Below are 24243 nucleotides of genomic sequence, written 5' to 3'. Positions count from 1 at the left end.
CCTCACCTCTGGTTCGCCGGTGGGGTCCGGCCGGTGGCTGTCCCGGGACAGCCACCGGCCGGACGTGGGCCGGTCCTAGGCGCAGCTGATGCCGATGCAGACCGTGTTGAGGACCGTCAGCAGGCCGACGCACTCACAGGTGGCGGAGAAGCCCGCTTCGGCGCCGACGGGGTCGGTCTCGGGGAGGGCGTGGAGGTGGGCGAGGAGTTCGAGGTCCTGGGTCTGGTTTTCCATGGTTCTCTCCTTCTTCTTGTGGTTCGGCGGCAGGTTCTCTGCCGCTCAGCCCGGCAGCTGGGCGAGCCAGTGCCGGGAGCTCGGGTGGCGAAGCCGGAGGAGGAAGGCCAGGATTCCGGCCGATCCGTCGCTCCAGCTGGTCGAGACGTCGCCGTACTCGTTGGGGAAGACCAGGTGCCGCCGGCGGCGGGCGCCTTCGGTGACGGCGAGGCGGCCCATCGCGTCGGCCATGGCGTGGTGAGCGGCCTCCCCCGTGGCGGTGCTCAGGTCGAGCAGGAAGTCGCCGTTGCCCGCGAGGCCGTGGCACTGGGACAGCGGGGCCCGGGAGGCGCGTTCGGTGACGGCCGGGGCACTGCGGCGGGCGAGGTCGCCGAACCGGTCGTCGCCGGTGACCTGCCGGAGCCGTACGAGGAAGGTGCCGATACCGGCCGAGCCGTGGCACCAGTACGGGGCGGTGGGTTCGTCCCCGGCCTGGGCGGGCCACTGGACCGCCTCGCCGATCCGTACGGCGCTGCGCAGGAGGTGTTCGCCGGTCTCCACCGCGAGCCGCAGGTGGTCCTGGCGTCCGGAGGCGGCCGCGCTGAGCAGGAGGAAGCAGCCGATGCCGGCGGAGCCGTGGGCGAAGCCCAGGTACTGCTTGCCGGCCTCGCCGGAGACCGCGTCGGCGGGAACCGGCCAGCTCACCGCCGACGGACCGCGCCGCGCGGCGGCCGCCAGCCGGTCGGCCGCGTCCTCGGCGAGCGCCGCGAAGCGCGGGTCACCGGTGCGCTGCCAGAGGCGGAGGGCGGCCATGCCGCTGCCGGCGGTGCCGTGGGTGATGTCGTGGTGGGGCGTGGGCTCCTGCTGGGTCAGCGCGAGGGAGAGCGCGTGGTCGATGAGCGCCTGGTCAGAGAGGGCCCGGCCGGCGTCGTACAGCGCCCAGGCGGTGCCGAGGTCCCCGAAGTGCAGACCGGGGCGGGTGGTCCGGAGGTGGGTGCGGTCCGCGATCCAGTGGCCGGCCGCCGCGAGGACTTCGGGCAGCCGGGGGTCCCCGGTCAGTTCGAAGTACCGGGTCAGGACGGCCAGGGGCCCGGCCGCCCCCTGTTGCACGGTGCACGGGTTGGTCTCGCCGGCCGCGGTGGACACGGGCCACAGGCGCCGGTCGTCCTCGGGGGTGACGGTGTCGAGCAGGTGGTTGACGAGTCCGGCGACGGCGAGGTCCAGGTCCTCGTCCCGTGCCGGTGCAGTACGCGTGGGGCGGGCTGGGTCCGGTGCGCGGAGGGCTTCGCGCGCCCGGCGGGTGTCCCAGCGGGCGGCGGGCTCGTCCCGCATCAGCCCGGTGATCATCTCCGCCATGGCGTCCGGGGGCCCGGCGGGTCCGCAGGCGCGGAGCCAGGCGGCGAGCCGGTCCTCGCCCGTCCTGGTGGCGGGCTCCTCGGGCAGCAGGTTCGGCACCTTGCCCGTCAGGACGAAGCACACGGTGGCGCCGAGGCTGTAGTAGTCGGCGGTCACGGACACGGGCGCGTCCCTCAGGCGCTCAGGGGCGCTGAAGCCGGGGGTGCCCACCCGGGTCGGGAGGCAGGAGCCCGTCTCGTCGGCGGCGAGTTCCAGGTCGATGAGGCGCAGTTCGCCGTCGGGGCGGACCATGACGTTGCCGGGGGTGAAGTCGCGGAGCACGCAGCCGTGGGCGTGGGCGGCCGTGACGAGGTCCACGAGCCGCGCGACCAGGGCCCGCGCCTCGCGGCGGTACCCCTCGCCTCCGAGGTCGCGGAAGCGCTCGGCGACCCAGGTGCGGAGACTGACCCCCGGTACTTCGCTCTGGGCCAGGAACAGGTGTTGGCCGTGTTCGAAGAGGGCGAGGGCGTCCGGGGCGAGCCCGGTGTCCTTCAGCCGCTCCAGCATCCGGGCCTCGGCGCGCAGCCAGTCACGGACGTCGCGCCCGGAGGCGTCGGCCTCCACATGGGGCCGGGTCTCCTTGATGACGACGGGCGCGCCGGTGGAGACGTCGGTGCCCCGGTAGACGCCGCCCTTGTTGGTGTGCCGGATCGCCTCCCGTACCGCGAAGCGGCCTCCGAGCAGGACCGGGCCGTTGGCCGCCTCCGCCGCCGGGGGCGGAAGCGGCACGGTGGCGGGGAACGGGCAGTCGGCCCACGGGGGCGGTGTGTAGTGACCGCTGCGCTCGTCCTCCACGGGGTTGCCGTCGGGGTCCTCGATGTACCAGATCAACAGGCCCTGGTCGGACAGGCGTTGCCGCCCGGTGAAGGCGCCGTAGCGGTAATGCACCACGCTGTACGGGGCGTAGGGCTGGTCGGAGAGGATGCGGGGGCCGGCGAGTCCGGTCGTCGCCGCGTGCAGTGCGCCGGCGAGGCGGACCGCGTCGGCGTCCGAGCGCGGGTAGACGGTGAGGAACTTTCCGGAGCTGCCCCGGGGCGTGGCGCGGGAGTTGAGGGTGCTCACCTGGTCGAGGGACCGGGCGAACTTGAACGCCGAGGTGTCCGGCAGCAGGACGTCCAGGGCTCGGACGAGGACGGTCGGTGCGGAGGCGGCCGTTGCCGAGAGGTGGAGCTTCCAGCCCTGGTCGCGCCGGGTCGCCGAACGGGGGGCGACGCGGCACCATGCCTCGTCGGTCCGGGTCGTCCAGCAGTCACCGGTGCGGGTGGCCTGAAGTGCTCGGTTCAGAAGGCTTTCGAGTGCGGCTTCGGTCGCGTGGCTCGTCATGTGGGGTGTCCCTCCCAACGGTGAGGACCGCTGGTCGGAAATTGCCCATGTCACGTGAGCGAGGAACGCGCCCGAGCCGGAATCACCTGCTCCAGCGAGCGTGGGGGGTCGCTGCTGACCGGGTCCGGCGCCGCCTGGCGCACGGGGAGGCGCACGCCCGGAGAACCGTCTCCCGACCCCGGGCGCCGGTCCGGAGGCGTGGCGTAGGAAAATACGGCTCATGGCGGAAGACGAGCGGTCGGTCGGTTCGGAGAAGACGGCCGACAACGTGGTGCTGATCAGGGTCCGGGGCAGCCTGGACGGGTGGTCGGGCAGCGGTGACCTGTCGGCGGCGCTGACCGGCGCGGTGGCGGACGGTCCCGTGCGTACGGTGGTCGACCTGTCCGGGGTGACGTTCGCCGACTCCGCGGCGCTCCACTCCCTGCTGGGCGGTCAGCGGGAACACGTGAAGGCGGGCGTGCCGCTCGTCCTGGCCGGGCCGATGCACTCCGGTGTGCGCAGGCTCTTCGAGGTCACGGGCACGGCCGGTGCGTTCCGGTTCGCGGACGACGTCGAATCCGCGCTCCAGTGCTGAGGGCGTCGGTCCGCCGGGTCGGGGGTGTACACGCGTGGTGGTAGAGACGGGCGGGGAGGCGGAAGGGGTGCTCTCGGCCGTTCCGCAGAACGCGGCGGCGGCGCGGGGCATCGTGACCGAGCTGCTGGCGGCGCGTTTCGGCGCCGCGCTCGACGCGTGGCCGGCCCATGTGGTGGACGACACGCTGCTGGTGACGTCGGAGCTGGTCACGAACGCGTTCCGGCACGGCGGCCGGCTGACCGCGTTCGAGGCCGAGGTCACGGGTGAGGGGCTGCGCATCACGGTGGGCGACGCCAGCAGCGAGAGCCCGGCGGAACTGCCCCCGACGGAGCCGCGGGTGCGGGCGGAGGCCCCCAGGATCGGTGGCTACGGCTGGCCGCTGGTGCGGCTGCTCGCCAGCCGGGTATCCGTCGGCGTCCACCCGGACGGCAAGCGGATCACGGTGGTGATGGCGCTGCCCGCACTGCCGTGAGCGGGCGGGTCCGGAGGGCTTTCAGTCGGTCGTCTCACTGAGTTCGTCCGGGCTCCGCGCGCTCTCGATGCCCCGTGCGAAGAGGTGTCGTGTCCCGGTGATGCGGAGCATCCGCTCCATGGAGGGCGGCGGGTCGTCCAGGACGAGGGTGATCCCGCGCGCGGCGGTGCGGCGGTGGATCATCAGCAGGACGGCGAGCCCCATCGAGTCGCAGAGCCGCAGCCCGGCGCAGTCCAGGCGCAGTTCGGCCGGCGCGGGGTCGGCGTCGACGCATGCCGAGGCACGTGCGCCGAAGGTGTCACTGGTGTCGTAGTCGAGTACGCCTGCGAGACGCAGCCGGGTGGTTCCCTCGCCCGTTTCGACGGTGAGGCTGAGGGGCGGGACGCTCATGCGGGTGCTCCGGGGTGTGCTGCGGTGGCGTCGGCCAGGGCGGATCTCGCCCGCTCCAGCGGCCGGACGGCTCGGGGGAAGTCCTTGAGCGCGGCCGCCAGGATCTCCAGGACGGGCCGCAGGGAGTGGGCGGGGACGTCGCGGGCGGTGAGGATGCCCGCGGTCCACGTGATGAAGGTGGTGAACAGTTCGTCGTCATCGGTGTAGATGGCCACGGTCAGGAACTCCACGATGTGCGCGATGTCCTCGGCGGTGCGCTCGCGCTGCACATCGGTGTACGCGGCCATGGCCGGGAACAGGTCGTTCAGTCGCGTCAGCACCTGCTTGACCAGCCGTCCCTGCGAGCGCGCGACGAGGGTGTACTCCTGGTCGACCAGGTGCGGCAGGTCGTCGATCTGCTGGCGCAGGTCGGCCGGGGCGGGCGGGGCGAGGCCCGCGGCCAGCAGGTCGGCGGCGGTGCGCGCGTCGGGGGCCCAGGCGTTCGCGCCGAGCATGCGCGCGAAGCGGCCGTCGGGCCCGAAGGCCGCCCCTCCGGCGAGGACGGGCACTCCGACGGACTGGCAGGCGGTGATCGCCGCGTGGGCGGCGGGCAGCCGGGTGGGGAGGGACGACGAGAGGGCGACGACGTCCGCGCCGGTGTGGTGGAGGTGGGCGACGAGATGGGGGGTGGGGACCTGGGCTCCCAGGAAGTCGACCTCCCAGCCCCGCAGGGTGAGGACCTCGGCCAGCAGGCGGGCGGGCAGGGAGTGCCATTCCTGCTCCACGCAGGCGACGGTGACCTTGCCGTGGCTGGGCGGGGTGCGGGCGGCCGGGTGGTGGGCGAGCGCGGTGATCACGCGCTCCACGATGGCGCTGGCGGCGTGCTCCTGGGCCACGGTGAGGCGGTTGGCCGCCCACTCGGTGCCGACCTTCGCCTGTACGGGCGCGATGAGGTCCAGCAGCACCGTCTCGGCGGGCATCCCGTGGTCGAGGGCGCCGGTGACGAGTCCGGCGGCGGCGAACTCGTCACGTTCGACGGCGGCGGCGATGAGGAGGCGGTCGCGCAGTTCGGGCAGGCAGGCTGTCATGCGGTGTACCTGCCCCGAGTATGCCCGTCCACCGCGCTGAGGTGGATGGTCCGGGGTGCGGTGATCGCGACGACGGCCATGTCGTCGTGGCCGCCGCCCCGCACCCACTCGGCGGCGAGCATCTGGATGCGCTCGACCACGGCCTCGCCGGGCATGTCCGCGCATTCCGACAGCGCCCGCTTCAGCCGGGTCTCGCCGAACATCTCGTCGCCGAGCGGGCCGCCCCGGGCCTCGGTGAATCCGTCGGTGTAGAGCAGGCACGTCTCGCCGGGCCGCAGAACGGTTTCGGCGGTGACGGACTCGATGTCGGGCAGCGCCCCGACCAGGGTGCCCTGGGTCCGGATCTCCTCGACCCGGCCGTCCGCCCGCACCACCAGCGGTACGGGATGGCCGGCGGCCGTCAGCCGCAGGCGCACCAGGTGGTCCGTGCGCCGGACCGAGGCCAGGACCATGGTCGCGAAGCGGGTGTGGTGGGAGTTGAGGAGTGCGTCGTTGAGGAGCCGCAGCACTCTCTGGTGGTCGTCCGCCATGGGGATGAGCGCCTGAAGGGTGTTGCGGATCTTGCCGGTGAGCACGGCCGCGTCCAGCCCCTTGCCGCACACGTCGCCCAGGACCACCAGCGACGAGCTGTCCTCGTCGGCACCGGCCGGGTGGACGTCGTAGAAGTCTCCCCCGACGCGCTCCCGGGCGGCGGCGGGCCGGTAGCCGCCGGCGAACTCGACGCCGTGGACGCGGTGCAGCCGGGGCGGCAGCAGGTCCTGCATCAGGGTGCGCGTGATGGCGCTCTGCTCGGCGTACAGGTGGGCGGCCGACAGCGCGGCGCCGGCGCGCGCGGCGAAGAGCCGGGCGACGGTCTGCTCGTCCTCGGTGAACTGGCCGCCGCTCCGCAGCAGGACCAGGGCGCCCGCCGGGACCCCCTGGCCGGGTAGGGGTACGACGACGACCGAGGTGATCGTGCCGGTGTACCCCTCGGGGATCACCCACGCGGGAAGCGACACGGGGTCGATCCAGCGCGAGGGCACGGGCGGGAAGCCCTGGAGCGCTTCGTCCAGTCCCGGCACCTCGGACGGCTCGGCCGCGACGAGGCCGTGCACGGTCCCCCGGCCGGCGACCGCATGGGCCAGGGGCAGCTTGTCCCCCTTCGCGGGAGAGACGACGACCGCCGCCTCGGCGAGGTACTGGGAGGCGAGCCGGGCCGTCGCGGACACGCACCGGTCGGTGTTCAGCGAGGCCAGTAGGACGTTGGACGCCTCCGCGAGAAACGCGGTCCGTTCGCGTTCGGTGGCCAGGGCCTCTTCGGCGACCCGGCGGTCGGTGTCGTCCACGAGCCACCACAGCACGTCACCGTTGGAGCCGCGGCCGGCGCGTGCCTCGTAGCTGCGGACGCCGATCCGCCCCGACACGGGCGGGGGCGTCGCCGCGTGGGGGTCGGCGGACGTGCTCACCGTCGGTTCGCGCAGCTCCCGGTCGGCCCGGGCGAGCCAGGCCGGGACCGCGTCGGCCATCGTGGCCCCCGGACGTGCGTCCGGGAGGAGCCGGGAGGCCGCGGGGTTCAGCCCGGTCAGCACACCGTTCGCACCGCTTTCGATCACCGGGTACGGGGCCGTTGACCAGGCGCCGGGTGCCGGGCGTTCGTCGGTTCTCGTAACGGGAGTTCCCTGGGGAGGAGCCATGAGGGGGGACCCACCTGCGGCGAGCCGCACCACCTTCCAACTGGACGAAAAAGCATTGCCTTGCGGCAACTATCACGCAGGGCCACCCCCGATGGCAATCGGCTCACTTCCCGCAAAGGTGACGCAGCGTCACACCTCTACGGTCCGAGCACGCCCCCGATACGTGACATTCACGCCGTCTTCACGGGTTCTCGACCACGCTCCGTCTCGTCCTGCACGAGCAGGGTGAGCAGCGAGGCCACGGACAGACCGGCCTCCGCGGGGTGGCGCAGCACCTTGTCCGGTTCGATGCGGTACGTGTTCGCCCGGCCTTCTCGCGTATGGGAGAGGTATCCGTCGTGTTCGAGGTCGGCGATGATCCGCTGGACCGCACGCTCCGTGAGCCGGCAGCGTGCGGCGATGTCACGGATCCGGACGGTCGAGTCCTCGGCGATGGTCGCCAGTACGCGCGCGTGATTGGTGATGAACGTCCATCCGGCATGGGATTCGGGTACTCCAGACATGCCTCCATCTAAGCGCGGGCCCTTGCCCGACCTCAACTACATGACATACTTTTCGTGTATTCATTGACATGGTGAGAGTCACAGGAGGCTCGGGGTGTCGTACGGCGAAGCCGTCCCGGCAGCGCGCATCAGCGGCGTCGGCGCAAGCACTGCACCCTCGGCGGGCCCGCCGCAGGCTGTGGTGACGCAGTACACGCGGCACGGCGTCCGGGTCGTCGCGGCTCATGGCTCCTGCGACGCGCAGTCGATCGCGCGACTCGAAGAGGCGCTGACCACGGCAGTCTGGACACAGCCGAAGGTGGTTCTGGACGCGTCGGGGATCACCTTCGCGGATTCGTCGCTCCTGAACCTGCTGATCCTCACCCACCGGGCGGCCGCCCTGCGCGTGGCAGGGCCCCGGCCCCACCTCCAGCGCCTGCTGCGGATCACGGGCCTCGACGCGGTCCTGTACGTACGGGCCACGGTCGAGGAAGCCGCCGCCTGCTGACCGGCAGGGGGGCGCACGACGCCTCCTTGACCTGAAGCGCGCTTGAGTTTCTAGCGTGTTCCCGAGTCCATCGCCTGACGACGGGAGCACACGCCATGATCCTCGTGACCGGAGCCACCGGAAACATCGGAAGCGCCTTACTGAGGGAGTTGTACGCCCAGGGGGCGGGCCCCCTGAGAGCACTGACCCGCGACATCTCGCGTGCGGCGTTCCCCGCCGGGGTCGAGGCCGTCGAGGGCGACCTCACGGTGCCGGAGTCCCTGGAGCCCGCCCTGGCCGGGGCGCGGTCGCTGTTCCTGCCGTCCCGTGTGGGGCCGGACGCGGAGATCATCGCGGCGGCGCGGCGGGCGGGCGTCGAGCATGTGGTGCTGGTGTCGTCCATCACCGTCCTGACCCACCCGCACCTGGGCCCCGCCGCTGAGAATCAGGCGGTCGAGCGGCTGCTCAAGGACAGCGGCATGGACTGGACGGTGCTGCGGCCGACCCAGTTCGCGTCGAACGCCCTGATGTGGACGGCGTCCATCCGCTCCGGCGAAACGGTCCGCGCACCGTTCGCGGACACCGGGCTGCCCACGATCCACCCCGGGGACATCGCGTCGGTGGCGCGGGTGGCGCTCACCGAGCCCGTCCACCGGGGCCGCACCTACGCCCTGACCGGCCCGGAGCCGGTGTCGGCCCGGCAGCAGGTGGCGGCGATCGGAACCGCCGTCGGGCGCGAGGTGCCCTTCGCTGGAATCGGCCGCCAGGAGGCCCGGGCACGGATGGCCGAGGTCTTCGGGGCCGAGGCGGCGGACGCGGTCCTCGACGTCACGGGCGGCGACGTCAACGACGAACTCCTCGCCGTACGCGACACCGTCCGGCACCTCACCGGCAGACCGGCCAGGCCGTTCCGGCAATGGGCCGCGGAACACGCCGACGCCTTCCGCTGAGCAGGCGCACATCCACACCTTGGGCAGGAGCGCACCCACACCTTGCCCAACCTATCGTTTTTCGATAGCTTTCCATCGTTGATCGATGGAAGGTGAATCATGGGACGACTGACCGTGGGCGCTCTGCGCACCATGCTCGTAGTGGTGTGCGCCGGCACCCTGTTCGTACAGGCGGGCATGGCGTGGGCACTGATCAGCGGGAACGATCCGGAGGACGGGTCGATGCCGCTGACGCCGTTGCGGGTGCTCACGATCCTGGGGATGGTGTCGGTCCAGGTCGTCGCCGTCTGCGTGTGGCGACTCGTGGCGATGGCGCGACGCGGCACGGTGTTCTCGCCCGCCGCCTTCCGTTACGTGGACGGCGTCATCGGCGCGATCACCTCGGCCGCCCTCGTGTGGTTCGTGGTCACGGGCGTGAACGCTCCGGGTCAGCGGGACGACCCGGGGGTCACCGTCATCATGGCCGGGGTGGGCGTGGGCATTCTGGGGGTCGCGCTCATCGTGCTCGTCCTGCGGGCGCTGCTCGCCCAGGCCGCGCGGATGCAGGCCGAGTTGAGCGAGGTGATCTGATGGCGATCACCGTCGACATCGACGTGATGCTGGCGAGGCGGAAGATGTCCGTGGGCGAGCTGGCGGAGCGCGTGGGGATCACGCCCGCCAATCTGGCGGTGCTCAAGAACGGCCGCGCCAAGGCGGTGCGCTTCACGACGCTCGCCGCCCTCTGCGAGGTGCTCGACTGCCAGCCGGGCGACCTGCTGCGCTGGGAGCCGGAGGACGCGGCGGGCGAGTAGCCCCCTTCAACAGGCCCCGGAGCGTGCGAACTTCGCCGCCCGGGGCCTTTTTGGTGCCACTTCGCGAAAACCCCTTGCCCAATGGTCAAGAAACGTTGACCATTGGGGGCATGCCAACCGACGACGTCCCCGAGACGTTTCATGTCACCACCGACGAGCAGCTGCGCGCGGTCTCCAATCTGACGCGCCACCGGATCATGGCGGTGCTCCGCTTCGAGCCCGCGACGATCACACAGATCGCCGAGCGGGTCGGCCTCGCGAAGGGGAGTTCCAGCTACCACGTGCGGCTCCTGGAGCGGGCCGGCCTGGTGAAGGTGGTGCGGACGCGCAAGGTGCGGGGCGTCATGGAGCGGTATTACGCGATGGCCGCACGGTCGATCGAGCTGCCCGACCCCGGGGACGGGGGGCCGGATGTGCTGATGCGGCACGCGGTGGCGGACCTGGAGGCGTCACCGGCGGGCGGCGAACGGCATGTACGGATGGCGCATCTGCGGCTCACCGACGAGCAGTTCGCGGAGCTGGGGGCGCGGTTGCACGCGCTGGCGGACGAGTACCGGGAGCTCTCCGATCCGTCGCTGCCGGACACCTCGCTCGTGTTCGCACTGTTCCAGCCCGCACCGGTCCAGCAGTCCGAGGGGGAGACCAAGTGAAGTCACAAACAACGAAGTTGCCGACCGGATTCGGACGACTGTGGACCGCCCAGACGGTTTCCTCGCTCGGTGACGGGGTCACCCATGCCGCGCTGCCGCTCATCGCGCTGACGCTGACGCGGGACCCGATGGCCCTCGCCGTCGTCACGGCCTCGGGGACGCTGCCATGGCTGTTCTTCGGGGTTCTCGGAGGCGCGCTGGTGGACCGCTGGGACCGTCGGCGCACGATGTGGGTGGCGGACACGGTGCGTGCGGTGCTGCTCGCGATACCGGCGGTGGCGGCCGGGCTCGACCTGCTGAGCATTCCGCTGCTGGCCACCGTCGCGTTCCTGCTCGGCCTCGGCGGGCTCTTCTTCGACACCGCCGCCACGGCCTATCTGCCGGACCTGCTCAGCCGCGACCCCGCACAGCTGGAGCTCGCCAACTCCCGCTTGCGCGGGGCACAAACGGCGATGTCCGGGTTCGCCGGGCCACCCGCGGGCAGCGCGCTGCTGGCGCTCGGGCGGGCGGTTCCGCTCGTCGCCGACGCCGTCTCCTTCGCGCTCTCGGCACTTCTCGTGCGTACGCTGCCCGCCATGCCCCGGCCCGTGCCGGAGGCCCGCGAGTCGCTGCTCAAGCAGGCCCGGGCCGGTGCGTCCTACGTCTTCCGCAACCAGTTGCTGCTCGGGCTGGCGCTGCGCCCGGCGGTCGGGAACATCGCCTTCCTCGCCGTGGAGACGGTCCTCGCCCTCTTCGCCCACGACCGCCTCGGCATCGGCACGTACGGCTTCGGTCTGCTGCTCACCGCGGAGGCGACCGGCGGTCTGCTCGGTGCGGCCATCGCCTCGCGACTGGGCCGACGCCTCGGCACCGGCACCGCCCTGACCTGCACGGCCGCCATCGAGGGCCTGGCGATCCTGGGTCTGGCCTCCGCCTCGAACGCGTACGTGGCCGGGCTGGCGCTGGCCGTGTGCGGGGCGGCCATGGGTGCCACGATGGTGCTCGGGCCCTCGCTCCGGCAGGCGATCGTTCCGGGCCACCTCATGGGCCGGGTCGCGTCCACCTCCCGGATGCTCGCGATGTGCGCCGCGCCCGTCGGGGCCTTCGTCGGCGGCTGGCTGGCGACCGCGTACGACATCCGCACCCCGCTCTACACCGCGGCCGCGCTGCTCCTGACGATGACGGCGGTCACCGCGTCCATGACGAACAACCGCCGCGTCGAAGCGGCTCTGCGTGCGGCCGCCCCGGCCGAGGAGACCGCCCGGGACGGCGCGCCGAACCCGTTGTGAACGCCTCCCCCACCGCGGGCCGCCCGCTCCGTCGATCCCGGAGCGGGCGGCCCGCGTTCACTTGCCCTGTTCCGCCAGCGTGTGGGCGACCAGGGCGTTGGCGTGGCCGTGGCCCAGACCGTGTGCGGTCTTGAGCCAAGCGACGAGCTCCATGTGCTTGGTCAGGTCAGACGTGCGGATCAGGTCCTTCCACTCCTCGACGGGGCGGCCGTACTTCTTCTCGATGGAGGGGAAGTAGCTGGCGGGTCCCTTGGCCGGTGCGCTCATGCGGTGGCTCCTTCTGGTGCGGGTGTGATGGCCGGTCGTGCTGACTACTTCGCCTGGCCGCCGCCGAAGAAGGCGGCGAGGACCGGGGCCAGGGTCTGCGCCGGGATGTTGTGCTCCTCCCCCGGGAAGACCCGGAGGGTGAAGTTGTCGCCTGTCGCCGCGAGTTCACGGGCACCGGTCAGCATGTGCGGATCGCCCATGTCTCCGCTGCCGACGAGAACGGGCACGGTCACCGAGGCCCAGCGCTCGACCGGCAGCGGGCGGCCGGACATGGTGTCCCCCATCACCCGGCCGTCGTACGGGAGGGTGAGGGCGACGGCCGCCATGTCCGCCCAGAACGGGGCCTGCCGCATGCCCTCGATCATCTCGCCGGGCACGCCGACCGCCGCCTTCATGAAGTACGCGACGGCCTCCCCGTGCTCCTCGCGGCCGACCAGCTCCGTCAGGTGCGCCACGTAATCGGCGGGCAGCGGCGCCCGGCTGCCGTCCGTGATGAACGGCGGCTCGTAGAGCGCGAGACGCCGTACGGCACTCCCCCGGGCCGTCGCCTCCAGGGCGAGCACGGCACCTGAGGACATCCCGAAGAGCATCGCGGAACCACCGCCCAGGCCCTCGATGAGCGCGTCGATGTCCTCGATCTCGCGCCGCACCTCGTACGCGGGGCCGTCCCCGCTGTCGCCCCGGCCCCGGCGGTCGTACGTGATCACCGTGAACTCGCCGGCCAGGAGCCCGGCGAGTTCGGCGGAGGCGCCCCGGGTCATCAAGGCGCCGCCGACGAGCACCACGGCCGGGCCGCTGCCCTGCTTCTCGAACGCGATGGCCGTGCCGTCGGCGGAAACGACCTTGTCCACAGTCCCGCTCATGCGAAATACCCCCATAGATGCATGGTTGACATGGTTTCCGGACCGCAGCGAGCGCGATCTGGAACTGGACGGTACAGTACTCACACGAGTACTGGTCAGTCCAGTACTCTTCTGTCACGCAGACGCGGACATGGAGAGGGAGCCGATGATGGACAGCCGGTCAGCGCAGAAGCACCAGGCGATCCTGGACGCCGGGACCGAGGTGTTCCTGAACAAGGGATACGCGGGCACGAGCATGGACGACATCGCGAAGCTGGCCGCGGTTTCCAAGCAGACCGTCTACAAGCACTTCGCGGACAAGGAGAAGCTGTTCGCCGAGATCGTGCTGGCCACCACGGACCGCATCGACGCCCTGGTCAACCTGGTGGCCGACATCCCCGCCGACGCGGACACCCTCGGCGAGAACCTGACCCGGCTCGCCCGGCAGTTCCTCACGGGGCTCACCCGGCCCCAGGTGATCCAGTTGCGGCGTCTGATCATCGCCAACGCCGACACCTTTCCGGAGCTCGGCGCGGCCTGGTACGAGCAGGGGTTCGAGCGGGTCCTCGCCACGCTGGCGGAGACCTTCCGCCGCCTCACCGACCAGGGGCTCCTCAAGACGCCCGATCCGCTTCTGGCCGCCCACCACTTCTCCGGGCTGCTGCTGTGGATCCCGGTGAACCAGGCCATGTTCCACGGCGGCGCCCAGCACACCGACGCCGATCTGGACCGCTACGCGGACGGCGGCATCCGCGCCTTCCTGGCCGCCTATGCGTGAACTCCCGTCGGCTCAGGGCACCTTGGGACCATCGATGAAGCTACCGTCCGCCGCATACGGCCAGGCGTTGGAGACGCAGCCGTGCAGGCCCTTGATCTGCTGCATCATCACCGGGGCCGGCCGCCCGGGACCGGGGCACCCACGGTGGTCGTAGCCCAGCCAGTGGCCGACCTCGTGGTTGATGATCAGCGCCCGGTACTCCTCGGGCGGCCCGGCGAACTCGGGTGAACCCAGCTGCCAGCGCTTGAGGTTGACGGCCACCGTCCGCCCCACCCGGCAGTTGAGTTCGCCCTCGGTGTCCAGACCGCCGGTGGCACAGATGGCGTCGGCCGTGTCCGGGGTGGCGATGCGGATGACCAGCGTGGCGCTGTCGTCGGCGACCTGCCGGAAGGTGACACCGGCCCCGTGCGCCCAGCCCCGTTCGTCGGCGAGGATCGCGGCGGTCTGCTCGGCGGCCTCGTCCGGGTTGACGCCGATGCCGTCCTCGACCTCCACCCGGTACGGCCGGCCCGTGCCGGTGCGTTGCGCGTGGGCGGTCGCGACGGTGAAGGTGCCGGGTCCGGACTCCGGTACGGAGGTGGAGCCGTCGGCGGTCGCCTCGGGGGTGCGGTCCTCGGGGGCGCGGTCCGTGCGGTGGGGTTCCGGCTTCCCCGCGACGACGGCGGGTGTGGCGGCCGGGCCGGACGTGCCGAAGAGTCCTCGGCCCGCGATGAGGCAGGCCGCGGCGAGGACCAGCAGCGCCACCGTGACGGCTGCCCGGGGGCGCCGACGGGCGGAAGCGCGGTGGGCGCGTCCCGCATTCGAGCGGCCGGTCACTTCGCGGCCCCCTCGCGCGGCAGCCACCACCGGGTGGACGCGAGGGCGGCCAGAGCGGCACCGGTCGCGTTGACCAGGACGTCGTCCACCGAGGAGACCCTGTCGAGCCGGAACACGTACTGAAGGGTTTCCAGCAGGACCGACAGGCCCGCCCCGAGCGCCAGCACCCGCGGCAGCGACGCCAGCGCGGCGTACCGCATCGGGGCGAAGAAGCCGAGCGCGGCGAACACCAGCAGATTGCCGATCAGCCCGAGCGTTCCCATCGTGACCAGGTCCACCAGCGGGACCAGACTGACGCGGCCGGGGACCTCACCGGCGTTCGCGCCCGGCATCAGGATGAGCCACACCCACGGCACCGTTCCGTGCACCATGCCGACCTCGGCCAGCGAGGTGCGCCGCGCCCGGGCCGGATCGACGCCCGCCGCCCTGCGCCTGCGCGTCAGGAACCACACGATCAGCGCGGACAGCGGCAGCGCGGCCACCATGTCCAGCATCACTCCGTTGAACGTCCAGAACCAGCCGTACCAGCCACCGTTCACGACCATGGGCACGGACACCACGAACATGCGCAGCACGAACGGGGCGAAGGCCGCCGCGACGACGCCGAGGGCGGTGAGCACGACCAGGCGGACGACTCTTCGTACGCGGCGGGGCGAGGTGGGCAGTGCGGAGTTCTGATCCATGCCCTCCACTCCACACGCGGGGCGGTTGCGAGGGCGTATGCGCATTTCGATACGCGGGCGATATGCGCGGCCGAGGTGCGGTCAGGGTCGCGGTGTGGCGGCGGCTGGTAGCTCGACCGTGACGCGGAGTCCGCCGCCGGGGCGCGCGGTGAGGGTGAGTGTGCCGTGGTGGGCGTGGGTGATGGACCGGACGATGGCCAGTCCGAGCCCTGCCCCGGGGTGGTCGGTGTGCACGCGTTCGGTGCCGCGCTGGAACGGTTCGGTGAGGTGGGGGACGAGGTCCGGGGGCACGGGTTCGCCGGTGTTCTCGACGGTGAGCACCACGGTGTACGGGCGGGCCTCGGTGGTGACCCGTACGCTGCCGGGTCCGGGCCGGTTGTGGACGATCCCGTTGTGCACGAGGTTGGTGGTCAGCTGGAGCAGGAGGGCGGGCGAGCCGGTCGTGGGGGCAATGTCGCCGTCGGTCTCCAGGGTGACCTTCTGTTTCTCGGCGAGCGGCAGCAGCGTTTCGGTCGCCTCCTCCGCCACGAGGGAGAGGTCGACGTCCTCGCGCGTGAAGGTCTGCCGGTCCGCCCGGCTGAGCAGGAGCAGCGCCTCGGTGAGGTCGATGGCCCGGGTGTTGACGGTGTGGAGGCGGTCGATGAGCGGGTCGGTGGCGCGGGCCGGGTCGGCCCGGGCGACGTCGAGCAGCGCTTTCGTCGTGGCGAGCGGGGTGCGCAGTTCGTGCGAGGCGTTGGCGGCGAACCTCTGTTGTTCGCCCACGTGCGCTTCGAGTTGGGCGAGCATTGCGTCGAAGGCGTCGGCGAGCTCACGGAACTCGTCCTGGCGTCCGGGCAGTTGGATGCGGTGGGACAGCGAGCCGGTGGCGGCGGTGCGGGTGGCCTGCGTGATGCTGTTGAGCGGGGCGAGCATGCGGCCGGCGAGGAACCAGCCTCCGGCGAGGCCGAACACCAGCAGGAACGAGAGCGTCACGGCGGCCAGCGGGGCGAAGTCGCTTGCGACGGCGAGTTGGTAGTCGGGCACGAAGACCAGCCCGATGTGCGGTACGCGCGTCAGGAACAGCCATCCGGTGACGAGCATCAGGATGCCCGCCAGCAGGACGAACCCGGTGTAGCTGAGGGTGAGCTTGAGGCGGATGCTCATGCCGGGCTGTCTAGCCACGGCCGGTCGCCTCGCCGCCCGGGCCCGGAGCGGTGTCGATGCGGTAGCCGACGCCCGGCACGGTGGCGATGATCCACGGCTCGCCGAGCCGCTTGCGCAGGGCGGAGACGGTGATGCGTACGGCGTTGGTGAACGGGTCCGCGTTCTCGTCCCACGCCCGTTGCAGCAGTTCCTCGGCGCTGACGACACCGCCTTCCGCGGCGACGAGGACTTCGAGGACCGCGAACTGTTTACGGGTCAGCGCGACGTACCGGCCGTCGCGGTAGGTCTCGCGGCGAAAGGGGTCCAGGCGCAGGCCCGCCACCTCCTGCACGGGCGGCCGGCTGTGCGCGCGTCTGCGGTCGAGCGCCCGGAGCCTGAGCACCAGCTCCCGCATGGCGAAGGGTTTGGTCAGGTAGTCGTCGGCACCGAGCCCGAAGCCGGACGCCTTGTCGTCCAGACGGTCGGCGGCGGTGAGCATCAGGATCGGCATACCGCTCCCGGAGGCGACGATCCGCTGGGCGATCTCGTCGCCGGAGGGCCCGGGAACGTCCCGGTCGAGGACCGCGATGTCGTAGCTGTTGATGCCCAGCAGTTCGAGCGCGGTGTCGCCGTCGCCCGCGATGTCGGCCGCGATGGCCTCCAGGCGCAGACCATCGCGGATGGCTTCCGCCATATACGGTTCATCCTCGACGATCAGCACGCGCATGCGGTCATGCTACGAGCCGCCGCATATCGTCGGCGTATCCGAAACGGGGGCGTCGGCCGGACGGGCGGGCCCTACACGGGGTTGGTGGCGAACAGGTCGAGGTGTCCGCACTTGGGGCAGCGGAACGCCTCGATCTGCCGGCGCGGCCGGCCCATGCGCTTGGCGCCGCCGAAGACCCCGCGTTCCAGCGCGCCCTCGATCCAGCGGGCGTACCCGCGCGAGTGCTCGCCGGCGTCCTCGATGAAGCCGTCGTCCAGGCCGACGGTTCCGCAGTGGGTGCACGTGAGGTTGTTCATGCCGCGAGTCTAGGGACGCGCCCGGGCCGGGAGGCCGTGAGGGTTCGAACGGTTGCCCAACCGGTACGTACGCGTGGGGTGCCCGCCCTCCGGGGCAGACTGCGGGTGACCGTCGCCCTCGTGCACCATCCGGACCCCGGAGTCGCAGCATGCCCCGTACCGGCCGCCTGTCGGACGTTCTCGTCTTCACCCGCACCACGGCCTACCGCCATGACTCGATCCCCGCCGGGCGGGCGGCCCTGCGCGAGCTCGGCGAGGAGCACGGGTTCGGAGTGGAGTGCTCCGAGGACCCCTCGGTGTTCACCGACGCGTCCCTGGCGGGGCGCAGTGCGGTGGTCTTCCTGTCCACCAGCGGGGACGTGCTCACCCCGGACGGGCGGGACGCGCTCCGGCGCCGGCTCGCCGACGGCGGCGGCTTCATGGGGGTCCACTCCGCCGCGTGCACCGAGTACGACTGGCCGTACTACGGGGAGCTGCTCGGTGCGCGCTTCGCCGGGCACCCCGCCTTCCAGCCCGGCACCGTGCTGATCGAGGACCCGGACCATCCGGCGACGCGCCATCTGCCGCCGCGCTGGGACCGGAGCGACGAGTGGTACGACTTCCGGAGCAACCCGCGCCACCTGCCCGGGGTGCGGGTCCTGGCGACGATCGCCGAGACCGGTTACGAAGGCGGGGGCATGGGGGCCGACCACCCCTTGGTCTGGTGCCGGGAGTCCGGGGCGGGCCGCTCGTTCTACACGGCCCTCGGACACGCGGAGGCCGCGTACACGGACCCGGCGTTCCGCGCACATCTGCTGGGCGGGCTGCGCTGGGCGGCTCAGCAGGACGTCCGCGTAGCAGCGTAAAAGGAGAGGACGGGCTCATGGATCGTTGGCAGGATGTCCGGGTTCGGCTCCCTACGCGATTGGACCCCGCACCATGCCCCGCGCCGTCACCCTGATCCGCTCGGCCGCCCTCTCCGACGTCGCCGAGTACGCGTACGCGGCCACGGCGCCCGCCGAGTCCCGGCTGATCTTTCTCGCCGGGGCGTGCCCGCTGAACGAAGACGGTTCGACGGCGGCGGTCGGGGACTACGCGGGCCAGGCGCTCAAGGCCGTCGAGAACATGGAGGTCGCCCTCCGTGCCGCCGGCGCGTCGCTCCAGGACGTCATCAGCACCCGGGTGCTCGTGGCGTCGAGCCGCCAGGAGGACCTGGTGGCGGCCTGGCAGGTGGTCCGGGACACCTTCGGCGACCATGACGTGCCCAGCACGCTGATGGGCGTCACCGTGCTCGGTTACGCGGATCAGCTGGTCGAGATCGAGGCGGTCGCCGCCGTGCTCGACGCCTGACAGCGGTGGTGTGACCGGGTTACGCGGCCGGGTGGCGTACGCCCATCCACTGCTCGGCCCCCCACGCCTCGAAGCGGTGGATCCCGGTGAAGCCGAGCTTCTCGGCGAGGCGCATGGAGGGGGCGTTGGCGGTCTGGGTGAAGAGCACCACGGGTTCGCCGGGGCACGTCTCGGCAAACCGGTCGAGGACCGCCGCGCACGCCTCGGCGGCGTACCCCCGGCCCCATGCCTCCGGCAGCAGCAGGTAGCCCAGCTCGGCCTGCCCGGCGTCCGGGCGGACCGCGCCCGGCTGTTCCAGATCGCGCCGTTTGAGCTCGACGGTGCCGATCATCGCCCCGTCGAGCTCGATCACGAAGTGCCCGGGGCGCCTCCCCGGCGTCTCGGGCAGGGCACGCTCACACTCGTCGCGCGGGCGGGCACCGCCGAGGTAAGTGTGCACCTCCGGTGAGGCGAACAGCTCCACGAAGGCCGGACGATCCCGGCTCTCGGACTCGCGCAGCACGAGCCGTGCGGTGTGTATCGGTGCGGGCGGCCAGGGCAGGAAGCTCGGTTCAGCCATGGTCGGCACCGTACTCCACCGCTCGTCGGGAGCCCCGGGCACTGCGACTCCCCTCGTGAACGATGCTGTTCCGCTTGCCCTTCGCCCGCCTGCCGCCGATTCCGGAGCCCCGCCGTGCTGTTTACCGTCACCCGTACCCAACTGGTCGCCCTCTTCGGCGAGGACCGGATCGCCACCCTGCCCGCCGCCGCGTTTCCGCCCGGAACCGCCCGCACCGAGGGCGCCCGCCTCCTGCACACCGTGGGCGCGCCCACCGGGACGCTCTCGCTCCGGGACCCCGATCCGGAGTCGGGCCTCCTCCCCCGCGTACGGGAGGTGGCAGAGGCCGACGAGGAGGCGGGCGAGTGGCCGGTGATCGGGTGGCTGCTCAACGCGCACCTCGCACTCGATCCGGCCTCCGGGGCCGTGCACGCCTTCGACCCTGATGAGGGCACCGCCCAACCGCTGCACTCGGATGTCTCTTCCCTCGTCCACGTGACCCTGCGGTTGCAGCGGCTGCTGGAGGAGTTCGCCTTCAGCGGTGAAGACGCCGACGAGGAGGCCGGCTTCGAGCGTCTGGACCGCGAGGTGGAGCACATCCGGCGGACGACGAGCGAGGTGGACCCGCTGCCCTTCGGGGACGAGGAGTCGGTGTGGTCGGTGGTGGCCGACGAGATCGCCGCGGGGCAGCGCTTCGTGGCCGGGAGCCCGGGAGACGCATCGCTCCACGGCTGACGCGCGGCGTGGCGGGTCTGCGACGCGTCGTCAAGTCGCCAACTCGGGGAGGCCGTTGACCGGTGATGCGCTGCCAGGATCAGGGCGTTCTCGCTTCTGTGATCCTTGGGGGTTCTCTCCGTGCAGGTCAGATGCATCGCGGCTGCCGCCGGTCTGGTGGCGGCGCTCATACCCGTCAGTGCCGCACACGCGGCGGGGCCGGACGCCCCGTCCGCCGCCCCGCGTGCGGCCACCACCGTCACCACGCTCAGCGTGCCGTTGCCCACCGGCGACTCGGTGACCGTCGAACGCGCCGGCGACGATCTCCGCTCGGCGACGGTCACCCCGGCCGCCGGACGCGAGGGGGTCTCCTTCACCACCGCTTCGGTGGGCGACGGCGACCTCAGCGTCGTACCGGAGGATGCCGAGCCGCTGCTCGCCGCCGGACGCCTCGACCCCCGGCTCTTCGACATCGGCGCCCTGCTGGACGCGGGGTACGGCGTCAAGGGGGCCACCGCTCGGGGCGCGCTGGGCGTGATCGTCCAGCACGGCAGGGGCACGACCGCCGCGAGCCGGGCGCGGGACGCCGTCGGCGGTGCTGCGCGGCCCGGGCGGGCCATCGCCCGGCTCGGCCTGACCGCGCTCGGCCCGGACGACGGCGCGGACGCGGCCACCACCTGGAAGCGCCTGACCAAGGGTGCCGGGCGCTCGCTGGCGGGCGGTGTGACCAAGCTCTGGCTCGATGGGCGGCTGCGCGTCGCCCTCGACAAGAGCGTGCCGCAGATCAACGCCCCGCAGGCCTGGGCCGACGGCTACACCGGCAAGGGCGTCACCGTTGCCGTCCTCGACAGCGGTTACGACTCCGACCATCCGGACCTGGCGGGCCGGGTCACCGTCTCGGCGAACTTCCTCGGCGGTGACAGCGCGGAGGACGACAACGGCCACGGCACGCACGTGGCCTCCACGATCGCCGGGGTCGACGGCACGTACCGGGGTGTCGCCCCGGACGCCTCGCTCGCCGTGGGCAAGGTGTGCGACAGCACCGGCCTGTGCCCGACGTCCGCGCTGCTGGCGGGCATCGACTGGGCGGTCAACACCGTGCACGCCAAGGTGGTCAACCTCAGCCTGGGCGGACCGGCCGACGAGACGGATCCGGCGATCGCCGTCATCAACGACCTGTCGGCGAGCACCGGCACGCTCTTCGTCGTCGCCGCAGGCAACGACGGCGAGTACGGCACCGGCACCGTCGGCGCACCCGCCATCGCGAACGCCGCGCTGGCCGTGGGCGCCGTCGACTCAAAGGACGAGCTCGCCCCGTTCTCCAGCCGGGGCCCGCGCCCGAGCGACAACGCGGTGAAGCCGGACCTCACCGCGCCCGGGGTCGCCATCGTGGCGGCGAAGATGGGCGGCGGACACACCTCCAAGAGCGGTACGTCGATGGCGACCCCGCATGTGGCGGGCGCCGCCGCGCTGGTCGCCCAGGCGCACCCCGGCTGGAGCGGTGAGCAGATCAAGACCGCGCTCATGAACAGCGCGGTGCCGAACGCGAAGCGGTCCGCGTACCAGCAGGGCACCGGCCGGGTGGACGCGGCCCGCGCCGAGCGGCAGACGGTCCTCGCGTCACCGGCGAACCTGACGACCACCGCGGGCTGGGCGGACGGGGCGGGCAAGGACACCGAGCACACCGTCACCTTCACCAACTCCGGTGACAGCGCCACCACGCTCGACCTGGCCGTCGAGAAGCCGCTGTCGCCGACCGCCCAGCCGGGCAACGCGGAGCAGTTCTCGGTGGACCGCGACCAGGTCACCGTCCCGGCGCACGGCAGCGCCACGGCCACCGTCACCACCCGTGCCGCCCTGCTGCCGCACGGCCCGTGGTCCGCGGTGCTCACCGCTTCGAAGGGCGGGCAGCCCGTCACCCGCACGGTCCTCGCGGTCGACAGCGTCGTGCCCAGCCACCGGGTCACGCTCCACGCGGAGCAGCGGGACGGCACTCCGGCGACCGGTTCGGCGCTGATGGTGAACCGCTGGACCGGTGACCGCTACCCGGTCCGCATCACCTCCGGAACCGGTTCGGTGACGGTGCCGGAGGCCCAGTACTGGGTCGGGATGTCGATCACGAGCGCCGCCGGGACGGACCACGCCAGCACCACCATGGCCGTCACCTCGGTGACCCCGCTCGCGGACACCGATGTCGACCTGGACGCGCGCACCGCCGTACCGGTCGGTGCCGATGTGCACGACGACGCGGCGCGGGCGACGGCCGTGCAGGCCGCGCTGGCCGTGCCCGCGGGCACCGGGTCGTACACCCTGAGCGTCGTCACCAACGGTGAGCGCTCGGGGCAGTCCCTGTACGCCACGCCGTTCGCGGACAAGGACGCCACGTACCGTACGTTCGCGGTGTTCGCGGCCGAGGGCGCGTCCTCGCAGGCGCCCAGCCCGTTCTTCTACCATGTGGCGCGCACCTGGAACGACGGCGTCCCGGCGAAGCCGTCGTTCTCGGTGAGGCGTGGTGACCTGACGGAGGTGCGCGAGCACTTCAACGCGCAGGGGGCTCCCGCGGCGGGCACGACGGCGGCCACTCCGGACGACGACGTGCTGCTGCCGCTCTTCGTGGACCAGTCGGTCCGCTTCCCTTCGGTCGTACGGGACTACCGGACGCCCGGTGAGTGGCTCGACCGGGCCAACGTCGCCGGCCGTCAGTCCATGGCGACCTCGACGGAGACGTTCGACGGGCACTCGGTGCACCGGCTGGACTTCGCGGCAGCGGTGGTCGGCCCGGCACTTCCGGCGGCGCCCGCGTACCGGGTGAACAACTCCATGGTCTGGGCCGGGACTCCGTGGTTCGCCGACGGCGACGGCACGCGCGGCGGCTCCGACTGGGGGGCGACCGGCACCCTCACCCTGGCCAAGGACGGGCAGCGGGTGAGCAGCTGGGACGCGATCGGCAGCGGGAAGACGATCACCGTCCCGGCCGGGCCCGGTCGTTACACCCTGAACGCGGACATCACCCGCGACCAGGACTACGCCGCGCTGTCCACCCGCGTCCAGTCGGAGTGGGCGTTCGACTCGGACACCGATGACGGTGCAGGGACGATCCTGCCGCTGATGGGCGTCCGCTTCACCCCTTACGGCCTGGACGACTCGGGGCGCGCCCTGGCTCTCGTGCCGACGCTGGTGGACATGAAGGTGCAGCGGGCACCTGGGGCGGCGGAGGCCACGACCGGCCCCGTCAAGCTGGAGGTCAGCTGGGACGACGGTGGCACCTGGCGCACGGTGAAGGTCACCGACGGCCGGAACGGGAAGCCTTCGCGTGCCCTGCTGACCGCGCCGCTCCGTGCCTCGTACGCCACGCTGCGCGCGACAGTCACGGCGAGCGACGGCAGCACGGTCACACAGACGGTGACCCGGGCGTTCGGCGTCAACCAGCCCTGGTGGTAAAGAAGCTGACGGTGAAACGGCCGGTCTCTCAGGTGGGGACCGGCCATTCCGGAGGCCGGTCCGGGAGTGGCGAGGTCACGACATGGCACACCTTCGCCACCGCCGGTGCCTCGGGCCGTCGACAGACTGAGGCCCATGCCCGATCTTGGACGACCGAAGAGAACCGCCGGGGCCGACGCCTCACCGGAGCAGGTGCGCGCCGTCTTCCACCGGCTGGCGGAGGACGTCCGGCGCGCCGAGGCGGCCGTGGCCGAGCTGGTCCGCGCGCAACCGCCGGGCGAGGGGCCGGTGCGGGTGGAAACCGTGGACGGCGCGGCCGCCCAGGCGCGGCGGATCCTTGAGCTGGAGACCGGTGCGCGGCGCACGTTCCAGGCGTTCCTGACAGGCGTGAACCGGGTGACTCCGGTCCCGGCGACCCTCGACCCACCGGCGGACGGTTCCTCGGACGCCGACGGCGCCCGGCCCAGCGCTCCGCCCGAGGTCACCTACCAACTGCTGGTCGACCGCGACTTCCTCGCCGAGCCCGCGGCGGTGGCGGCCCTGGAGGAGCGGGTGCGGCGCGGTGAGCAGGTCCGGGTGGTCGACAGCCCGCTGCTGAAGCTGGCCGTCGCGGACGGTGAGACCGCGATGGTCCAGTTCTGCCCGGAGCGGGCGGTGCTGATGCGGCCGCCGCTGACCACGCTCGTCACGGAGTTGTTCGCCACCGCGTGGCGGCACTCGCGGCCGTATCTCCGCGAGGTCGCCGAACTCTCCGCGGTGGACCGGCAGATCCTGCAGCTGATGCTCTCCGGCCTGACGGACGCGGCGACGGCGAAGCAGCTCGGCACCTCTCCCCGGACGGTACAGCGCAGGCTGCGGGCCCTGATGGACCTGGCGTCGGTGACCTCCCGGCTCCAGCTCGGCTGGTACGCGATGCGCAACAACTGGATTTGACCGGCGCGCGTGGTCCGGGGTT

Annotated in this window: 28 protein-coding genes; 14 read left to right on the top strand and 14 right to left on the bottom strand. The window is 72.2% G+C overall.

Annotation, left to right across the window (positions count from 1 at the left end; all coding sequences use genetic code 11):
* Positions 1-75: 75 nt before the first annotated feature.
* Together AMK18_RS34835 and lanL are read right to left on the bottom strand one after the other, a co-directional pair.
* Positions 76-234 carry a VenA family class IV lanthipeptide gene (locus AMK18_RS34835; protein WP_018104907.1) on the bottom strand — a complete coding sequence of 53 codons (159 nt, stop codon included), beginning with the start codon at positions 232-234 and terminating at the stop codon, positions 76-78.
* 45 nt (positions 235-279) lie between these two features.
* Positions 280-2931: a class IV lanthionine synthetase LanL gene (gene lanL / locus AMK18_RS07335; RefSeq protein WP_073862124.1), complete on the bottom strand. Its 2652-nt coding sequence runs from the start codon at positions 2929-2931 to the stop codon at positions 280-282.
* Positions 2932-3151: 220 nt separating this feature from the next.
* On the opposite strand from lanL, the gene AMK18_RS07330 reads away from it, so the two are divergent.
* Together AMK18_RS07330 and AMK18_RS07325 are read left to right on the top strand one after the other, a co-directional pair.
* Positions 3152-3505, top strand: coding sequence for an STAS domain-containing protein (locus AMK18_RS07330; protein ID WP_018104909.1), 354 nt, complete (start codon positions 3152-3154; stop codon positions 3503-3505).
* Between the two features lie 34 nt (positions 3506-3539).
* Positions 3540-3977, top strand: coding sequence for an ATP-binding protein (locus AMK18_RS07325; protein WP_443333215.1), 438 nt, complete (start codon positions 3540-3542; stop codon positions 3975-3977).
* A gap of 21 nt (positions 3978-3998) precedes the next feature.
* Here AMK18_RS07325 and AMK18_RS07320 read toward each other — a convergent pair whose 3' ends face one another.
* From AMK18_RS07320 to AMK18_RS07305, 4 genes are all read right to left on the bottom strand, one after another.
* Positions 3999-4367 (bottom strand): STAS domain-containing protein, encoded by a 369-nt coding sequence (locus tag AMK18_RS07320; RefSeq protein WP_018104911.1) that lies wholly within the window; start codon positions 4365-4367, stop codon positions 3999-4001.
* The gene (locus AMK18_RS07315) at positions 4364-5434 is read right to left on the bottom strand and encodes a cobalamin B12-binding domain-containing protein (RefSeq protein ID WP_073862122.1); all 1071 of its coding nucleotides are present in this window, start codon (positions 5432-5434) and stop codon (positions 4364-4366) included. Before AMK18_RS07315 ends, AMK18_RS07320 begins: the two co-directional genes overlap by 4 nt.
* A complete protein-coding gene (locus AMK18_RS07310; protein WP_241836479.1) occupies positions 5431-7107 on the bottom strand; it encodes a PP2C family protein-serine/threonine phosphatase in 1677 nt (558 codons plus the stop codon). Before AMK18_RS07310 ends, AMK18_RS07315 begins: the two co-directional genes overlap by 4 nt.
* Positions 7108-7277: 170 nt before the next feature.
* Positions 7278-7610, bottom strand: coding sequence for a helix-turn-helix transcriptional regulator (locus AMK18_RS07305; protein WP_073862120.1), 333 nt, complete (start codon positions 7608-7610; stop codon positions 7278-7280).
* 94 nt (positions 7611-7704) lie between these two features.
* On the opposite strand from AMK18_RS07305, the gene AMK18_RS07300 reads away from it, so the two are divergent.
* The 6 genes from AMK18_RS07300 to AMK18_RS07275 all read left to right on the top strand — a co-directional run bounded on the left by AMK18_RS07300 (position 7705) and on the right by AMK18_RS07275 (position 11735).
* A complete protein-coding gene (locus tag AMK18_RS07300) occupies positions 7705-8097 on the top strand; it encodes an STAS domain-containing protein (protein ID WP_073862119.1) in 393 nt (130 codons plus the stop codon).
* Between the two features lie 95 nt (positions 8098-8192).
* Complete coding sequence (locus AMK18_RS07295; RefSeq protein ID WP_073862118.1) at positions 8193-9026, top strand: NAD(P)H-binding protein; 834 nt, start codon at positions 8193-8195, stop codon at positions 9024-9026.
* Between the two features lie 99 nt (positions 9027-9125).
* On the top strand, positions 9126-9596 hold the full coding sequence (locus AMK18_RS07290) for a DUF2975 domain-containing protein (RefSeq protein ID WP_018104917.1): 471 nt from the start codon (positions 9126-9128) through the stop codon (positions 9594-9596).
* On the top strand, positions 9596-9817 hold the full coding sequence (locus AMK18_RS07285; RefSeq protein ID WP_018104918.1) for a helix-turn-helix domain-containing protein: 222 nt from the start codon (positions 9596-9598) through the stop codon (positions 9815-9817). The genes AMK18_RS07290 and AMK18_RS07285 overlap by 1 nt, the downstream gene beginning before the upstream one ends.
* Positions 9818-9927: 110 nt before the next feature.
* Complete coding sequence (locus tag AMK18_RS07280) at positions 9928-10467, top strand: ArsR/SmtB family transcription factor (RefSeq protein ID WP_073862117.1); 540 nt, start codon at positions 9928-9930, stop codon at positions 10465-10467.
* Positions 10468-10484: 17 nt separating this feature from the next.
* On the top strand, positions 10485-11735 hold the full coding sequence (locus AMK18_RS07275; RefSeq protein WP_073862116.1) for an MFS transporter: 1251 nt from the start codon (positions 10485-10487) through the stop codon (positions 11733-11735).
* Between the two features lie 57 nt (positions 11736-11792).
* Here the strand turns inward: AMK18_RS07275 and AMK18_RS07270 are convergent, their stop codons facing one another.
* Together AMK18_RS07270 and AMK18_RS07265 are read right to left on the bottom strand one after the other, a co-directional pair.
* Complete coding sequence (locus tag AMK18_RS07270; protein WP_073862115.1) at positions 11793-12002, bottom strand: DUF4287 domain-containing protein; 210 nt, start codon at positions 12000-12002, stop codon at positions 11793-11795.
* Between the two features lie 44 nt (positions 12003-12046).
* Positions 12047-12865 carry an alpha/beta fold hydrolase gene (locus tag AMK18_RS07265; protein WP_241836478.1) on the bottom strand — a complete coding sequence of 273 codons (819 nt, stop codon included), beginning with the start codon at positions 12863-12865 and terminating at the stop codon, positions 12047-12049.
* A 148-nt stretch (positions 12866-13013) separates the two neighbouring features.
* Between AMK18_RS07265 and AMK18_RS07260 the strand changes: the two genes are divergently transcribed.
* Positions 13014-13622 carry a TetR/AcrR family transcriptional regulator gene (locus AMK18_RS07260; protein WP_241836477.1) on the top strand — a complete coding sequence of 203 codons (609 nt, stop codon included), beginning with the start codon at positions 13014-13016 and terminating at the stop codon, positions 13620-13622.
* Between the two features lie 12 nt (positions 13623-13634).
* On the opposite strand, the gene AMK18_RS07255 is transcribed toward AMK18_RS07260, so the two are convergent.
* The 5 genes from AMK18_RS07255 to AMK18_RS07235 all read right to left on the bottom strand — a co-directional run bounded on the left by AMK18_RS07255 (position 13635) and on the right by AMK18_RS07235 (position 17266).
* On the bottom strand, positions 13635-14438 hold the full coding sequence (locus tag AMK18_RS07255) for a DUF3152 domain-containing protein (protein ID WP_073862112.1): 804 nt from the start codon (positions 14436-14438) through the stop codon (positions 13635-13637).
* Positions 14435-15121 carry a VanZ family protein gene (locus tag AMK18_RS07250; RefSeq protein ID WP_073862111.1) on the bottom strand — a complete coding sequence of 229 codons (687 nt, stop codon included), beginning with the start codon at positions 15119-15121 and terminating at the stop codon, positions 14435-14437. Before AMK18_RS07250 ends, AMK18_RS07255 begins: the two co-directional genes overlap by 4 nt.
* A gap of 81 nt (positions 15122-15202) precedes the next feature.
* Positions 15203-16264: a sensor histidine kinase gene (locus tag AMK18_RS07245; protein ID WP_073862110.1), complete on the bottom strand. Its 1062-nt coding sequence runs from the start codon at positions 16262-16264 to the stop codon at positions 15203-15205.
* Positions 16265-16274: 10 nt separating this feature from the next.
* A complete protein-coding gene (locus AMK18_RS07240; RefSeq protein WP_018104926.1) occupies positions 16275-16970 on the bottom strand; it encodes a response regulator transcription factor in 696 nt (231 codons plus the stop codon).
* Positions 16971-17041: 71 nt separating this feature from the next.
* Complete coding sequence (locus AMK18_RS07235) at positions 17042-17266, bottom strand: hypothetical protein (RefSeq protein ID WP_018104927.1); 225 nt, start codon at positions 17264-17266, stop codon at positions 17042-17044.
* A gap of 149 nt (positions 17267-17415) precedes the next feature.
* On the opposite strand from AMK18_RS07235, the gene AMK18_RS07230 reads away from it, so the two are divergent.
* Together AMK18_RS07230 and AMK18_RS07225 are read left to right on the top strand one after the other, a co-directional pair.
* On the top strand, positions 17416-18111 hold the full coding sequence (locus tag AMK18_RS07230) for a ThuA domain-containing protein (RefSeq protein ID WP_073862109.1): 696 nt from the start codon (positions 17416-17418) through the stop codon (positions 18109-18111).
* A gap of 73 nt (positions 18112-18184) precedes the next feature.
* The gene (locus tag AMK18_RS07225) at positions 18185-18595 is read left to right on the top strand and encodes a RidA family protein (RefSeq protein ID WP_073862108.1); all 411 of its coding nucleotides are present in this window, start codon (positions 18185-18187) and stop codon (positions 18593-18595) included.
* 19 nt (positions 18596-18614) lie between these two features.
* Here the strand turns inward: AMK18_RS07225 and AMK18_RS07220 are convergent, their stop codons facing one another.
* The gene (locus AMK18_RS07220; RefSeq protein WP_073862107.1) at positions 18615-19154 is read right to left on the bottom strand and encodes a GNAT family N-acetyltransferase; all 540 of its coding nucleotides are present in this window, start codon (positions 19152-19154) and stop codon (positions 18615-18617) included.
* Positions 19155-19268: 114 nt separating this feature from the next.
* On the opposite strand from AMK18_RS07220, the gene AMK18_RS07215 reads away from it, so the two are divergent.
* From AMK18_RS07215 to AMK18_RS07205, 3 genes are all read left to right on the top strand, one after another.
* Positions 19269-19868, top strand: coding sequence for an SUKH-4 family immunity protein (locus AMK18_RS07215; RefSeq protein WP_073862106.1), 600 nt, complete (start codon positions 19269-19271; stop codon positions 19866-19868).
* Between the two features lie 120 nt (positions 19869-19988).
* On the top strand, positions 19989-23288 hold the full coding sequence (locus tag AMK18_RS07210) for a S8 family peptidase (protein WP_241836476.1): 3300 nt from the start codon (positions 19989-19991) through the stop codon (positions 23286-23288).
* A gap of 135 nt (positions 23289-23423) precedes the next feature.
* Entirely contained in the window at positions 23424-24221 is a 798-nt protein-coding gene (locus AMK18_RS07205) for a helix-turn-helix domain-containing protein (RefSeq protein ID WP_241836475.1), read from the top strand.
* Positions 24222-24243 lie beyond the last annotated feature (22 nt).

Origin of the sequence: Streptomyces sp. CB01249, from assembly GCF_001905735.1 — a bacterium.
In the GTDB taxonomy this organism is placed as follows: Bacteria; Actinomycetota; Actinomycetes; order Streptomycetales; family Streptomycetaceae; genus Streptomyces.
The sequence above is the reverse complement of the archived record's forward strand: the minus strand, read 5'-3'. Positions and strand labels throughout refer to the sequence as shown.